General features: G+C 60.5%; 14 protein-coding genes. 7 read left to right on the top strand and 7 right to left on the bottom strand.

What is annotated here, in order from left to right:
* The first annotated feature begins 68 nt into the window (after window positions 1-68).
* Window positions 69-521 (top strand): YMGG-like glycine zipper-containing protein, encoded by a 453-nt coding sequence (locus AC3WQN_RS18930; RefSeq protein WP_103400567.1) that lies wholly within the window; start codon window positions 69-71, stop codon window positions 519-521.
* Between the two features lie 190 nt (window positions 522-711).
* Entirely contained in the window at window positions 712-2,157 is a 1,446-nt protein-coding gene (locus AC3WQN_RS18935; RefSeq protein WP_103400568.1) for a SulP family inorganic anion transporter, read from the top strand.
* A 289-nt stretch (window positions 2,158-2,446) separates the two neighbouring features.
* Here AC3WQN_RS18935 and AC3WQN_RS18940 read toward each other — a convergent pair whose 3' ends face one another.
* A complete protein-coding gene (locus AC3WQN_RS18940; protein ID WP_103400569.1) occupies window positions 2,447-3,346 on the bottom strand; it encodes a bile acid:sodium symporter family protein in 900 nt (299 codons plus the stop codon).
* Window positions 3,347-3,528: 182 nt separating this feature from the next.
* On the opposite strand from AC3WQN_RS18940, the gene AC3WQN_RS18945 reads away from it, so the two are divergent.
* A complete protein-coding gene (locus tag AC3WQN_RS18945; RefSeq protein WP_103400570.1) occupies window positions 3,529-4,191 on the top strand; it encodes a VIT1/CCC1 transporter family protein in 663 nt (220 codons plus the stop codon).
* Window positions 4,192-4,360: 169 nt separating this feature from the next.
* Window positions 4,361-5,719 (top strand): MATE family efflux transporter, encoded by a 1,359-nt coding sequence (locus tag AC3WQN_RS18950; RefSeq protein WP_103400571.1) that lies wholly within the window; start codon window positions 4,361-4,363, stop codon window positions 5,717-5,719.
* A 66-nt stretch (window positions 5,720-5,785) separates the two neighbouring features.
* Here AC3WQN_RS18950 and AC3WQN_RS18955 read toward each other — a convergent pair whose 3' ends face one another.
* A complete protein-coding gene (locus AC3WQN_RS18955) occupies window positions 5,786-6,439 on the bottom strand; it encodes a peroxiredoxin (RefSeq protein WP_103400572.1) in 654 nt (217 codons plus the stop codon).
* A 129-nt stretch (window positions 6,440-6,568) separates the two neighbouring features.
* Window positions 6,569-7,339 (bottom strand): phytanoyl-CoA dioxygenase family protein, encoded by a 771-nt coding sequence (locus tag AC3WQN_RS18960; protein WP_103400573.1) that lies wholly within the window; start codon window positions 7,337-7,339, stop codon window positions 6,569-6,571.
* A 248-nt stretch (window positions 7,340-7,587) separates the two neighbouring features.
* Here AC3WQN_RS18960 and AC3WQN_RS18965 point away from each other — a divergent pair, with 248 nt between their 5' ends.
* On the top strand, window positions 7,588-7,782 hold the full coding sequence (locus AC3WQN_RS18965; RefSeq protein WP_103400604.1) for a DUF1059 domain-containing protein: 195 nt from the start codon (window positions 7,588-7,590) through the stop codon (window positions 7,780-7,782).
* 159 nt (window positions 7,783-7,941) lie between these two features.
* On the opposite strand, the gene AC3WQN_RS18970 is transcribed toward AC3WQN_RS18965, so the two are convergent.
* From AC3WQN_RS18970 to AC3WQN_RS18985, 4 genes are all read right to left on the bottom strand, one after another.
* Complete coding sequence (locus AC3WQN_RS18970; RefSeq protein ID WP_103400574.1) at window positions 7,942-8,454, bottom strand: GrpB family protein; 513 nt, start codon at window positions 8,452-8,454, stop codon at window positions 7,942-7,944.
* A gap of 201 nt (window positions 8,455-8,655) precedes the next feature.
* A complete protein-coding gene (locus tag AC3WQN_RS18975) occupies window positions 8,656-9,417 on the bottom strand; it encodes a hypothetical protein (protein WP_178081909.1) in 762 nt (253 codons plus the stop codon).
* Window positions 9,414-10,499: an NAD(P)-binding domain-containing protein gene (locus AC3WQN_RS18980; protein ID WP_103400576.1), complete on the bottom strand. Its 1,086-nt coding sequence runs from the start codon at window positions 10,497-10,499 to the stop codon at window positions 9,414-9,416. The genes AC3WQN_RS18975 and AC3WQN_RS18980 overlap by 4 nt, the downstream gene beginning before the upstream one ends.
* Before the next feature lie 36 nt (window positions 10,500-10,535).
* The gene (locus AC3WQN_RS18985; RefSeq protein WP_103400577.1) at window positions 10,536-10,883 is read right to left on the bottom strand and encodes an ArsR/SmtB family transcription factor; all 348 of its coding nucleotides are present in this window, start codon (window positions 10,881-10,883) and stop codon (window positions 10,536-10,538) included.
* A gap of 434 nt (window positions 10,884-11,317) precedes the next feature.
* On the opposite strand from AC3WQN_RS18985, the gene AC3WQN_RS18990 reads away from it, so the two are divergent.
* Entirely contained in the window at window positions 11,318-11,674 is a 357-nt protein-coding gene (locus AC3WQN_RS18990) for a metalloregulator ArsR/SmtB family transcription factor (protein ID WP_103400578.1), read from the top strand.
* Between the two features lie 88 nt (window positions 11,675-11,762).
* The gene (locus AC3WQN_RS18995; RefSeq protein WP_103400579.1) at window positions 11,763-12,767 is read left to right on the top strand and encodes an ArsJ-associated glyceraldehyde-3-phosphate dehydrogenase; all 1,005 of its coding nucleotides are present in this window, start codon (window positions 11,763-11,765) and stop codon (window positions 12,765-12,767) included.
* Window positions 12,768-12,774 lie beyond the last annotated feature (7 nt).

Here is a 12,774-nt window from a genome sequence, read left to right on the forward strand (position 1 = left end):
CTGATAAGAGCCTGTCGTTCGCTCGGGCGTGGCGTTTTGCACGCTAACTCACTGTTTTGGAGGTCATCATGAACAGGTTGTCGTCCCTTGGCCTATGTGTCGCGCTGTCGGTTTGCTGGACCCAGGGATGGGCCGAGTCGGTGGTGCCGACCAAAGGCCAAACCCCGGAACAAACCCAGTTGGACATCAACGAGTGCCATAACGTGGCAGCCAGCCAGAGTTCTTCGTCGAGCTCCACTTCAGGCGGCAGGCTCAAGGGCGCCGCGGTGGGCGCGGCGGCAGGGGCGGCGGGAGCGCAGGTCAGGGGTAATCAGCGTGACGAGGCTTACGATCGGGTGGATGACGACGTCAAGCAGGAGTATCGCCAGGATCGAGCCAAGGAAACAGCGGCGGTGGGCATGGTGGTCGGAGGCTCGCGTCAGCGTCAGGAGCGCCGCGAGGAAGAAAAGACCAGCACCTCGACCAGCTCAACGGCCTATACCAGCTGCCTGCAAGGGAAGGGGTATCAGGTCACGCCCTGACACCCGGTGACCGGCCAGCGGCCCGAGCAGTCTGATCAGACTACTGCGCCGGCGGCCGGCCCCCAGGGCCGCCCGCCGGTTGCCACGACCTGGCAACTGGTCGGGTGGCCGGCAATTGCGTAACATCCCCAGCCCTCTTTCCCCGCCATTCCCTGCGGCCGCTTTCGCCGGCCCATCGTTTAGGTACTCCATGAAGCCTGCTCGTCTGCGTGCTGATGTCCTGGCCGGACTCACCACCTCGTTCGCCCTGTTGCCCGAGTGCATCGCCTTCGCCCTGGTGGCCCACCTCAATCCGCTGATGGGGCTGTACGGTGCGTTTATCATCTGCACCCTCACGGCCTTGTTCGGCGGCCGGCCCGGCATGGTGTCCGGTGCCGCCGGCTCTATGGCCGTGGTGATCGTCGCCCTGGTGGTGCAGCACGGCGTGCAGTATTTGCTCGCCACCGTGTTGCTCGGCGGGTTGATCATGATTGCCTTTGGCCTGCTGCGCCTGGGCAAGCTGGTGCGCATGGTGCCGCACCCGGTAATGCTGGGCTTCGTCAACGGCCTGGCGATCATCATCGCCCTGGCCCAGCTGGAGCACTTCAAGAGCGGCGAAACCTGGCTGAGCGGCACGCCGCTGTACATGATGATCGGCCTGGTGGCGCTGACCATGGCCATCGTCTACGTCCTGCCGCGCCTGACCCGCTCGGTGCCGCCGGCGCTGGTGGCGATCCTCGGCGTCGGTCTCGCGGTGTACCTGCTGGGCCTGCCGACCCGCACCCTGGGCGACATGGCGCACATCGCCGGCGGCTTGCCCGGTTTCGCGCTGCCCGATATTGCGTGGAACCTGGAAACCCTGCGCATTGTCGCGCCCTACGCGATATTGATGGCCCTGGTCGGCCTGCTGGAAACCCTGTTGACCCTGAACCTGACCGACGAGATCACCGAGAGCCGCGGCTACCCGGACCGCGAGTGCGTGGCGCTGGGGGCGGCCAATATGGTGTCGGGTGTGTTCGGTGGCATGGGCGGCTGCGCCATGATCGGCCAGACCGTGATCAACCTCAGTTCCGGTGGACGTGGCCGTCTCAGTGGTGCGGTGGCCGGGGTGCTGATCCTGTTGTTCGTGCTGTTCCTGTCACCGCTGATCGAGCGTATCCCGCTGGCGGCGCTGGTGGGGGTGATGTTCGTGGTGTCGCAGCAGACCTTTGCCTGGGCCTCGCTGCGGGTGATCAACAAGGTGCCGTTGAACGATGTGCTGGTGATCATCGCCGTCACCGTGATCACGGTGTTCACCGACCTGGCCACCGCCGTGCTCTGCGGGATCATCGTTGCCGCGCTCAATTTCGCCTGGCAGCAGGCTCGCCAGCTTTATGCCGACAGCCACCAGGAAGCCGACGGCAGCAAGCTCTACCGGGTCCATGGCACGCTGTTCTTTGCCTCGACCACACCCTTTCTCAACCAGTTCGACCCGGCCAACGATCCGGCCCGGGTGACCCTTGACTGTCGCCACCTGAGCTTCGTCGACTACTCGGCCATCGCCACGCTGGACACCTTGCGCGAGCGCTACGTCAAGGCTGGCAAGCAGCTGCGGGTGCTGCACCTGTCCGAACGCTGCAAGAAGCTGCTCAAGCGTGCCCGGGTCAGTCACGATTGAGGCTCGGCCGTAGCCGTTGGCCACGATTTGACGAGTAAAAAACGGGCGTCCATGAAAGACGCCCGTTTTTCATGGGGGCCGCACAGGCTAATGCCGATCAGTTAAGCCAAAGACCAGCCGAACATAGAACCCGTGGCGAGGGAGCTTGCTCCCGCTGGGCTGCGTAGCAGCCCCAAAAGAGGGTCGCTTTGTGCCCCAGCGGGAGCAAGCTCTCTCGCCACGGGGTTCGTGTTCGGCTTTATTTCTCTTAACTGACCGGCATTACCCGCACAGGCTGCTATCAGTGCGATCAGCCGGCCGTTTCCCGTGCCTCGAGCGCCAGTTGCCGGCCGTGGACCCGGTTGACCCACCAACCGAAGCCTGCCGCCGTGAAGAACATGATGAAGCTGTAGATGGCCGCCGGAATGGCCATGGTCGGGCTGTTCAGCAGGCTCGGGCTCAGTGCCAGGGCGATGGCCAGGGTGCCGTTGTGGATGCCGATTTCCATGCCGATGGCCACGGCCTGGCGTTGCGGCAGGCGCAGCAGGCGCGGCACACCGTAGCCGATGGCCAGGCTCAGCAGATTGAACAGCAGGGCCGCCAGGCCCACCACCGGGGCGTAGTCGAGCACGGTTTGCCAGTCCTTGATAAACGCCAGGGCCACCGTGCCGAGCAGGAACAGCGCGGAAACGATCTTCATCGGCCGTTCCATGCGCGCGGCAAAGCGCGGTTTGAAGTGGCGCACCAGCATCCCCAGGCACACCGGGACCAGGACAATGGCGAACACCTGCAAGACCTTGGCAAATTGCAGGGGAATGGCCTGGTCGGCCGACATGAAGTACAGCAGCGACAGATTGACCACCAACGGCATGCTGAGTATTGCGATCACCGAGTTGACCGCGGTCAGGGTCACGTTGAGCGCCACATCGCCATGAGCCAGGTGGCTGTAGAGGTTGGCCGTGGTACCTCCGGGGGACGCCGCCAGCAGCATCAGGCCGACGGCCAGGGCCGGTTCCAGGCGAAAGCCGTTGGCGATCAGGAAACAGAAGAATGGCAGTACCAGCAGTTGGCAGATCAGGCCAATCAATACCGGCTTGGGGTATTTCACTACCCGCGCAAAATCGGCCGGGGTCAGCGACAGACCCAGGCCCAGCATGATGATGCCCAGGGCAATGGGAAGAAAAGCGGTCAGCAAGGGGCTGGCAGTCATTGGTGTGCTACTCGAGGAAAGGATGCTCACAAAGGTGTAGCACGCAGGGCGGAAATAGACAGCTTCTATGTCATTACCCGGCCGTCGATCTGTCGTTTGTTACTACACTGAAGTACGGGCGGCTATGCCCCTGAGGCACAATTGGCACGCATCATTACACTGATTTTCATGAGGTAAGGCGTATGCAAGGTGCTGGCGAGCAAAAGCGGGTCCGGGTGCTCGATCCGGTCGAGCGTGTCACGGAAGTGATCTTCGGCCTGCTGATGGCCATGACGTTCACCGGCACCATCAGTGTGGCCACGGCGGGGCAGGAGGCGGAGCGCACCATGATGATCGCGGCGCTGGGCTGCAACCTGGCGTGGGGGCTGGCTGACGGGGTGATGTACGTGCTGCGCAGCGTCATCGAGCGCACCCGCAACCACACGTTGTTGACGACCTTGCGCAGTGGCGCGGATGCCGCCACCGGCCAGGCGCTCATCGCCGATGCGCTGTCGCCACGCCTGGCCACCGCCGCTGGCAGCGATGGCCTTGAACTGTTGCGCCAGCGGCTGATCGACAACCCGGGCCTGCCGCTGAAGACCGGCTTGCACCTGGAGGATTTCAAGGGCGCGTTGGGCGTGTTCCTGCTGGTGGTGTTGTCGACGTTCCCGCTGGTGGTGCCATTCCTGGTGCTGGAGGAGACCGCACTCGCGGTGCGCCTGTCCAATCTGGTGGGCCTGTGCGTGCTGTTCATCGCCGGGTGGATCCTGTCGAAATACGCCGGTGCAAAACCCTTGTTTGGCGCTGTGGCACTGGCCGTGACCGGCGCCGTGCTGATCGCCGCGATCATTGCGCTCGGCGGATAAGGGCGAACCGCGGCGGGTAAGCCATGCCGGTGATGGGCATTGACGAGGACGGGGGTGAGGGGATAGAACCGCTGCACTCGTCTATGTCCCGGACCTGTACAGTGACCCGCACCTTGAGCTCAGTCTCATTGGTTCCGTTCGCCACATCCCCAGCTGAGATGGATCCTCCATGCAAAACCCGGTCACCCTACGTCCCCTCTGGAAAACCTACCTGCTGTTCCTGGCGCCGATGGTCCTGTCCAACTTCCTGCAGTCCATGTCGGGCACGGTCAACAGTATCTATATCGGGCAAATGCTCGGCACCCAGGCGCTGGCAGCCGTGTCCGGGATGTTCCCCATCGTGTTCTTCTTCATTGCCCTGGTCATTGGCCTCGGTGCCGGGGCAGGGGTGTTGATCGGCCAAGCCTGGGGCGCTCGAGAGCCAGCTTTGGTGAAGGCGATTGCCGGCAGCACCTTGTTGCTGGGGGCGATGATCGGGCTGGCGGCGGCGGTGCTGGGCAGTGTGTTTGCGCGTCAGGCGTTGCAGGGGTTGGGAACCCCGGCGGATGTGCTTGAAGAGGCGGTGGCCTATGCGCGGGTGATGATGTGGATCATGCCACCGTTGCTGGTGTTTGTGCTGTTTACCCAGTTGCTGCGCGGGGTCAGCGATACGCTCTCGCCCTTGTTGGCGTTGGTGGTGTCGACTTGCGTCGGGCTGTTGCTGACGCCGGCATTGATTCGCGGTTGGTTCGGCTTGCCGCAAATGGGCATCCAGAGCGCCGCGCTGGCGGGCCTGGCGGGTAACCTGGCGGCCATGGCGATGCTGGCGTGGCGGTTGAATCGCAAGGGCCATGCCCTGGCGCTGGATCGCGCGCTGTTGGCGGCGATGCGACTGGACCGGGCGATCCTGGCCAAGGTGCTGCGCATCGGGTTGCCGACGGGGTTGCAGATGGTGGTGATTTCCCTGTCGGAGCTGGTGATTCTGGCCCTGGTCAACCAGCACGGCTCCCAGGCCACGGCCGCCTATGGGGCGGTCACGCAGATCGTCAACTACGTGCAGTTCCCGGCCCTGTCGATTGCGATCGCCGCATCGATCCTGGCTGCCCAGGCCATTGGCGCCGGGCGAATCGAGCGTATCGGACCGATCCTGCGCACCGGGTTGTTGATCAACCTGGGGCTGACGGGTGGTTTGGTGCTGTCGGGCTACTTGCTGTCGCATTGGTTGCTGGGGTTGTTCATCACCGAGCCTGCGACGCGGGCCCAGGCGGCACACCTGTTGCACATCATGCTCTGGAGCATGCTGGTGTTCGGCTTCCAGGCGGTGATTGGCGGCGTGATGCGCGGCAGCGGAACGGTGATGGTGCCGATGGCGATCTCGGTGTTCTGCATCCTCGGCGTGGAGTTGCCTGTGGCATACCTGCTGGATGCGCGCTTCGGGCTGCAAGGGGTGTGGATGGCGTTTCCAGTGGCTTACCTGTGCATGCTGGCGCTGCAGACCACCTACTACAAACGGGTCTGGCAGCATCAGAAGATCGAGCGCCTGGTATAGGGCAGCTCTGCCCATGAAGCAAAACGCCCGGCGCTGCAGCGGCAGGCCGGGCGTTATGCTGTTGCCTTACTTCGGCGCCGGGATGGTGCGCAAGTAAGGCAGTTTGGCGTCGAAGTTGCCGTACTTCTCGCGGGCCTGCTCATCGTTGAGGGTCAGGGCGACGATCACATCCTGGCCCGCCAACCAGTTGGCCGGAGTGGCCAGCGGCACGTTGTAGGTCAACTGCAGGGCGTCCAGGGCGCGCAGTACTTCGGCAAAGTTGCGCCCTACGGACATGGGGTAGGTCATCGACAGCTTGAGCTTCTTGTCCGGGCCGATGATGAACACCGAGCGCACGGTGGCGGTATCGGCGGCCGTGCGGCCATCGGGCAGGTAGGCTTCGGCCGGGAGCATGTCGAACGCCTTGGATACGGCCAGTCCTTCATCGGCAATGATCGGGAAATCGGCCTGGGTGCGGCAAACGCCTTCTATGTCGGCCTTCCATTTCTTGTGGGCCTCCACACCGTCTACCGACACACCGATGACCTTGGCGCCACGCTTGGCCCATTCGTTGGCCAGTTGCGCGACGGCACCGAATTCGGTGGTGCACACCGGGGTGAAGTCCTTCGGGTGAGAAAAGAGAATGGCCCAGCCCGAGCCTATCCAGTCGTGAAAATCGATGGGGCCCTGGTCCGTGTCGGCGTTGAAGTCGGGTACGAGGTCATTGATGCGCAATGCCATGGGAGTCTCCTTCTGAGGGTGTGTGAACTGCAAGCCTGAAACAGCCTAGCCCGGATTTGCGTGATTGTGGGGGGCTGACGAGGCCGTCAGTCGCGCAGGGCGGTGTTCGACCCATAGTGCGCGATAGGGTCAGTCGTATTCCGCTTCCTGATGCTCTCCCAACAAGCGCCGCTGACGTGGCGTGGCGGCAGCCAGCACCGTCGGGTTGAAGCGCCAGTGCAGATAGGGTGAGAACTTCTGCGCCACCATGCGTCGGCCGTAATGCACCTGCAACAGGTAGCGCGTGCGGTCGGGGGTTCGGTTGTCGCTACCGGCGTGCCACAGCTCGCTGCGTAACATCAGAACATCCCCGGCCGAACACAGCACCGGTTGCGCCGTATGGCCCTGCCACTGGCTTTCGCCACGAGCAGGCGGCCGGCCGGCTCGGTGACTACCCGGGATCACCCGGGTGGGGCAGAGGTCGGTATCGATATCGTCCAGGTAGAGCTGCGCGGTGCAGATCTGCATCGGCAACTCGAAGGCCGGGTTGGCCAGCAGGCTTTGCGGCAGCTCCATTGCCAGGTAATCCACATGCAATTCGGCGCCGACAAAGCCCGGATGGCAGCGCCAGGCAGTCTGGCCGATGATGTGACAGTCTTCTCCCAGGGCTGCCTCGGCCAATTCGATGATCCCGCCCAGATCGAGAAATGGCAGCCACATCGGGTCGCGGTTGAACACGCACTTGTAATGATCGAGCAGGCCACTGTAGTCCCAGTGCTGCGGATCAAGACGATCTATTGCAGTGCGCAGCGTGATGACCTGGGCACTGTCCAGCACGCCGCGCAGCAGTACGAAACCCTCTCGGTGCAAGGCCCGCAGGCGGCTGGCGGTCAGTGATGGCAAACGTTCGGTGGTGGCCATGGTGCGCACCCGGAAAATGCAGATAACTCCAACGCATACTGGCACTGCGCGTAGGGCTTCGCCAGGCTTGTGTCTTTCGGCAGGTCTGGCACCGCAGGGCGGAACGCCTTTGGCGATCCTTTGACCCACCTATACTTCAGGGATGACCACACTTGATGCGACGCGCAATGGTGTTCGATGAACGCCCGTGGCGTGTCGAGCGGTCATTCACGCAGGCGCAGGCCTGCCTTCGTATGGAGGAGAGCATCATGGCGCGCAAATACATCGATTGCCGCGAATTTCCAAGTGAAACCAAGTGTTCTGTCGCACTGTGTGCCGATTCTGAACAAGAATTGCTGGATGCCGCCGCGCAGCATGCGGTCTTGGTTCACAAACACATCGATTCGCCAGAACTACGCGCACAACTGAAGACCATGTTTCACGATGGCACACCACCGCTTTAAGCCGCGCGACGCGTTTGATGCAGAAGGCTTGCCGGGGGATTCAGAACCCTCTGCGGGACTCATCTTGATGAGCCCCGCGGGTTTGACGAGCACTGAACGTCATCATTGCAAGGGAGACGATCATCACGCGATTCATTGAAGGCGAGGCTCGAACTCAAGTCACCTTGCTACCGGAGTGTCTGGACGACTCACCTCGTCGATAAAGGGAGCCTTCTGCGCCAGGTATTCACCTATGCCGCCGGTGTTGCTTGCTTCCAGTTCAAGTTTCAAGTCTTGATACCGCTGGCGAATCACAGGGTCGTCCCTGAGCAGATCACGAAAGCGGAGCATTTTTTCGATTTGACCGTGACCGGTGATACAAACGTGGGCTTTATGTGTTCGCACACCATCAACATCGCGACGATAAAAATGGTGTCCTGCCGACAGATCGCTTCCCCGTGCGTACCCTAGTCCACGCATGACATTGTCTCGGGAGGGTTCGTTTCGATGTTCCGCAACCTCGACCAGAAGGTCGATCTCCGGCTTGGCCGCGAGCCCCGGAACGGCGGTGCTTCCGACATGATGGATGGTAACAAGCTCAGTGCCGAATGCCTTCGCGATCTGCTCTTTGGCGTTAAGAAAGAGCGCGGGCCATCGACTGTCATAGGGGGAAATCTTGCTGGTTAGCGCCATGGTGCTTCTTCCTTGTATGCAATACGGAGGCTTGAAAACTGCGCGCCCACGCTCCACGCGCCGCCAAGCAGCGTCCATGCGGGGCCGGGATGTTAGCGTTTTCAATGTGGCGCAGCTACGGGAGTCTGGATGCCAGGGGCTTGGGCGATGACGCACCCGGTGACCGCTATGTTTGTCTTGATCGACAGGATTGCCACGAACTTACTTCAGCGTGAATGTTGTTGTGAGCGGTATGACAACCTTGCGCAAGTTGTCTTCAAGCGTGACTTCTATCGTCCAGATGCCGGTGGGGTCGCCTGGCTCTGCGATGAATTCGATCACGGGGGCGGCGAGGTAGATATTGCTCGGTTGCCCCCTGAGGCGTCCCTGGAAACAAACGACATCTCGTTGATTGATCGATTCTGTACCGTCCGACCTGATTACTTTCAAGTCGCACGTTATGTTGGCTTCGTGATTGGCATCGAGCTCTGGATTTGCAAAAAAAATCAGTGTGAAGAGCCTGTCTCCCTGGGTAACAACCGTTGCTTCCTTGAACACGGGAACGGTGTCGGGTGGAGTATTCCACTTTTTGTCCCAATCGGGATCGGAAGTGGTTAATAGCGCGCCCCCAAACTCGCCAACGGATCGTCTTGATTCAGTGTCCGGGGATCGATTGCCATGTGAGTCCTTCCAGTAGCCGGCATGCACACTTGACCATGAAAGAGACATCGCGATGAGCGTGGTGAGCAATCGAAGGTTCATGAGCGACTCACTATAAAAGTAGGCGCGATAAACGGCGTCATGTCTTGCGCCCTTTGTATCTGAAAACGCGCCATGTTCATGTGCAGTGCCTTGTTCTGCTTGAGTGTAGCGGTAGAAACCGCGACACAGGGTCAAGAGAGGGACGGTATGTGCGGTGGCATGAGCAGGGGCTGATGGTCGGCTGGTGGCTATGGATTGCACCGATCGAAGCTGCAGGGTCAAGGCTGCACTTTGGGCAGCCACTCTGCGTCATGGGTACGCAGGTAGTGCACTAGATGCGGCAAGATGTATCCGGAGTCAGCTCCCACTCCTCTGAGGGTGGCCGACGCAAAGTTGCGCTGTTTTGGCAGCCCTACAAAGTACAAGCCGGGGACGTGCGCTGCCAGTCCATCACGCTGCATGACTCGTCCGCGCTCATCCATCACGGGCAAACTTTCGAGAAATGACAGGTTCGGACGGAATCCTGTCGCAAACACTAAAGTGTCTACACGCTCATGCTGACCATTCGTCCAGATCACACCCGTTGAAGTGGTCTGTGTGAACATCGCCTGTTGCGTGAAGTATTCGGCTTTCAACGCCTTTTTGTAGGTGCCATCGTCGAGCACAGGCGTACTTTGGTCACTTAGCCAGCGGGTTTTCTCCAGGCCTGTCCATTTCAACCAGAAGTGAAAGTCTGCCCCCAGAATCCGCTGCGCAACGAATCGAACCGGCTCTCGGGTAGCCAGCGTGACTGTGGCCACTTTGGCTAGATCATGCGCGATCTGCACGGCCGAGTTCGCAGCGCCAATCACAACGATGCGCTGCCCGCTGAAAGCCTCTGGGTTCCGATACTCGGCACTGTGAAGGTGAGCACCTCTGAAGTTTTCGAGTCCTGGAACATCGGGTATATAGGGGCGACTAAAGGCTCCCGATGCTACGACCACGGCTCTCGCCACCATGCGCTGTCCGTTGGCGGCCGTTATCTGGAATCCCCCATCTTCCTGATCTACCCGCACGACCTGAGTATTTTGGAGAATAGGCAGTTGGAAAAGGTCGGCATACTCCTTCAGGTACCGCACGACTTCGTCGCGAACAGGGTAGTGGCCTGGCGCTCCAGGGAACGGCAATCCCGGTAGAGAGGAATAGGCTGCCGGCGAGAACAGTTCGAGGCTGTCGTAGTAGTGACGCCAGTTCCCGCCAGGTTGCGATTGCTCGTCGAGAATGAGGGCGTTGAGCCCCTGCTGCTTAAAGTGCCAGCCGCTGGCCAGTCCAGCCTGGCCAGCCCCGATGACAACGACATCGAACAGTTGGGTTATTGTGTTCATATGTGCGCACCTATGCACTTATTTGCTCAAATAAAATCAATCCGATCTACCAGGGCAGCACAGTGGCGTAATGTTCTTGGTGTGGTGAAGGATGTCTTCCAGGCGTTGGATGATGGCGGGGCCATCCACCTCGTAGAACATCTGTCGGCCAACCTTCGTGGCACGAACGATCCCTGCTTCAAGTAACACCTGGAGGTGGCGAGAGACTACCGAACGTTCCTGGGGCAATTCAGCCGCAATTTCGGTGACATCTGCTCGGCCTAACTGCATTACGCGTTTCAGCACGGCGACTCGTGGTGGTTCGCCCAGGGCCTTGAAGAACGCGCCATCAAGCGATTCGATGGCGGCCTCGATGGCTTGGGCTCGGGTAAGGGATGTATTCATGTGGCGACTATATGTGCATGCTGGTGCACATGTAAAGCCTGCAAAAGAGTCGGAGCTGCTCCTGTGGGGTTGAGGTGTGGAAGCGTCTAGAGCAGCCGTGATGAGCTGTCGAATAACAATATTCGGATATGCGACTATTCAAATGTAAATTGACTGAAATGCTCGTAAACTCATCACCGATAGCGCACTGATGTAAACAAATTCAGGTATTAGGCAGTGATCCTGGCTGCCGCCGATACGTTCAGTGAACTTTACATGATATTCGTATAATCATATATTCATGCATCACAGCCTTGACGATACTTGGCAATAACCTGAAGAACGTGCGCGCTGTTCGTATGTGTGGCGAGGGATGGGCATCCGTTACGCCCGTCACCGGATTCCTGAATGCCTCAAGATGCTTGTGCTGGTGGCAACCAGGCAATGAGATCCCTATGACTGACCATCTGACACCCACCATCGTATTCAAATGCCTGGCTGACGAAACGCGTATTCGCCTGATGTTGCTCATCGTCCGTGAGGATGAATTGTGCGTGTGTGAGTTGACCTGCGCGCTCAATGAGAGCCAGCCGAAGATTTCCCGCCACCTGGCGCAATTGCGTACTTGCGGCTTGCTGGAAGACCGTCGGCAAGGTCAGTGGGTCTATTACCGCCTGCACCCCAGTCTGCCTGACTGGGTGGTCGGCATTCTGAAAACCACTCTGGATGCCAACCAGCACTGGCTCAGTCCAGACGCCAAGCGACTCGAGGAAATGGGTGACCGCCCGCAGCGGCTTGCTGCCTGCTGCTGAGTCGCGCCGGGCCTACCAGCGACATCAGCCAGTTCGACATCGCCCCATCGATATTACCCGCCGACAGCGGCCTTCAGAGAACATGAGTATGAGTATCAAAGTAGGTATCAACGGTTTCGGTCGTATCGGTCGTCTTGCCCTGCGTGCAGCCTGGAGCTGGCCGGAGTTCGAGTTCGTGCAGATCAACGATCCGGCAGGCGACGCCGCGACTCACGCGCACCTGATCAACTTCGACTCGGTGCATGGCCGCTGGAGCACCGAAGCCAGCGCCGAGGGCGATGATGTTGTGATCGGCGGCAAACGCATCAAGGTGACGGCTAACAAGGCGATTGGCGACACCGATTGGTCGGGCTGCGATCTGGTTATTGAAGCCAGTGGCAAGATGAAAACCGTTGCTGTACTCCAGGCCTATCTGGATCAGGGCGTGAAGCGCGTGGTGGTGTGTGCGCCCGTCAAGGAGGCCGGTGCACTGAACGTCGTTATGGGCGTCAACCAGCACCTGTTCGATCCGGTGCAGCACCGCATCGTCACCGCGGCGTCCTGCACCACCAACTGCCTGGCTCCGGTGGTCAAGGTAATTCATGAGCACCTGGGCATTCGCCATGGCTCGATCACCACCATCCACGACCTGACCAACACCCAGAGCATTCTCGACCAGCCGCACAAGGATCTGCGTCGTGCTCGTGCCTCGGGCATGAGTTTGATCCCGACTACCACGGGTTCGGCCACTGCGATTGCCGAGATATTCCCCGAGCTGCGCGGCAAACTGAACGGCCATGCCGTGCGCGTACCGCTGGCCAACGCCTCTCTGACCGATTGTGTGTTCGAAGTGGCGCGCGCCACTTCGGCCGATGAGGTCAATGCGCTGTTCAAGGCTGCTGCCGCGGGCCCGTTGAAAAATATCCTCGGCTATGAGGAGCGCCCCCTGGTCTCCATCGACTACCGCACCGACCCGCGCTCCTCAATCATTGATGCGCTGTCGACCATGGTGGTCAATGACACCCAAGTGAAAATCTACGCCTGGTATGACAACGAATGGGGGTACGCCAACCGTGCTGTCGAGTTGGCCAGGCTGGTCGGCTCGGCCGTTTGACAAGGAG

The organism is Pseudomonas sp. FW300-N1A1 (assembly GCF_058789115.1).

Bases quoted from the DNA above. Each gene is read 5' to 3' on its own strand.
- AC3WQN_RS18930 (WP_103400567.1), top strand. From the start codon at position 69: ATGAACAGGTTGTCGTCCCTTGGCCTATGTGTCGCGCTGTCGGTTTGC.
- AC3WQN_RS18935 (WP_103400568.1), top strand. From the start codon at position 712: ATGAAGCCTGCTCGTCTGCGTGCTGATGTCCTGGCCGGACTCACCACC.
- AC3WQN_RS18940 (WP_103400569.1), bottom strand. From the start codon at position 3,346: ATGACTGCCAGCCCCTTGCTGACCGCTTTTCTTCCCATTGCCCTGGGC.
- AC3WQN_RS18945 (WP_103400570.1), top strand. From the start codon at position 3,529: ATGCAAGGTGCTGGCGAGCAAAAGCGGGTCCGGGTGCTCGATCCGGTC.
- AC3WQN_RS18950 (WP_103400571.1), top strand. From the start codon at position 4,361: ATGCAAAACCCGGTCACCCTACGTCCCCTCTGGAAAACCTACCTGCTG.
- AC3WQN_RS18955 (WP_103400572.1), bottom strand. From the start codon at position 6,439: ATGGCATTGCGCATCAATGACCTCGTACCCGACTTCAACGCCGACACG.
- AC3WQN_RS18960 (WP_103400573.1), bottom strand. From the start codon at position 7,339: ATGGCCACCACCGAACGTTTGCCATCACTGACCGCCAGCCGCCTGCGG.
- AC3WQN_RS18965 (WP_103400604.1), top strand. From the start codon at position 7,588: ATGGCGCGCAAATACATCGATTGCCGCGAATTTCCAAGTGAAACCAAG.
- AC3WQN_RS18970 (WP_103400574.1), bottom strand. From the start codon at position 8,454: ATGGCGCTAACCAGCAAGATTTCCCCCTATGACAGTCGATGGCCCGCG.
- AC3WQN_RS18980 (WP_103400576.1), bottom strand. From the start codon at position 10,499: ATGAACACAATAACCCAACTGTTCGATGTCGTTGTCATCGGGGCTGGC.
- AC3WQN_RS18985 (WP_103400577.1), bottom strand. From the start codon at position 10,883: ATGAATACATCCCTTACCCGAGCCCAAGCCATCGAGGCCGCCATCGAA.
- AC3WQN_RS18990 (WP_103400578.1), top strand. From the start codon at position 11,318: ATGACTGACCATCTGACACCCACCATCGTATTCAAATGCCTGGCTGAC.
- AC3WQN_RS18995 (WP_103400579.1), top strand. From the start codon at position 11,763: ATGAGTATCAAAGTAGGTATCAACGGTTTCGGTCGTATCGGTCGTCTT.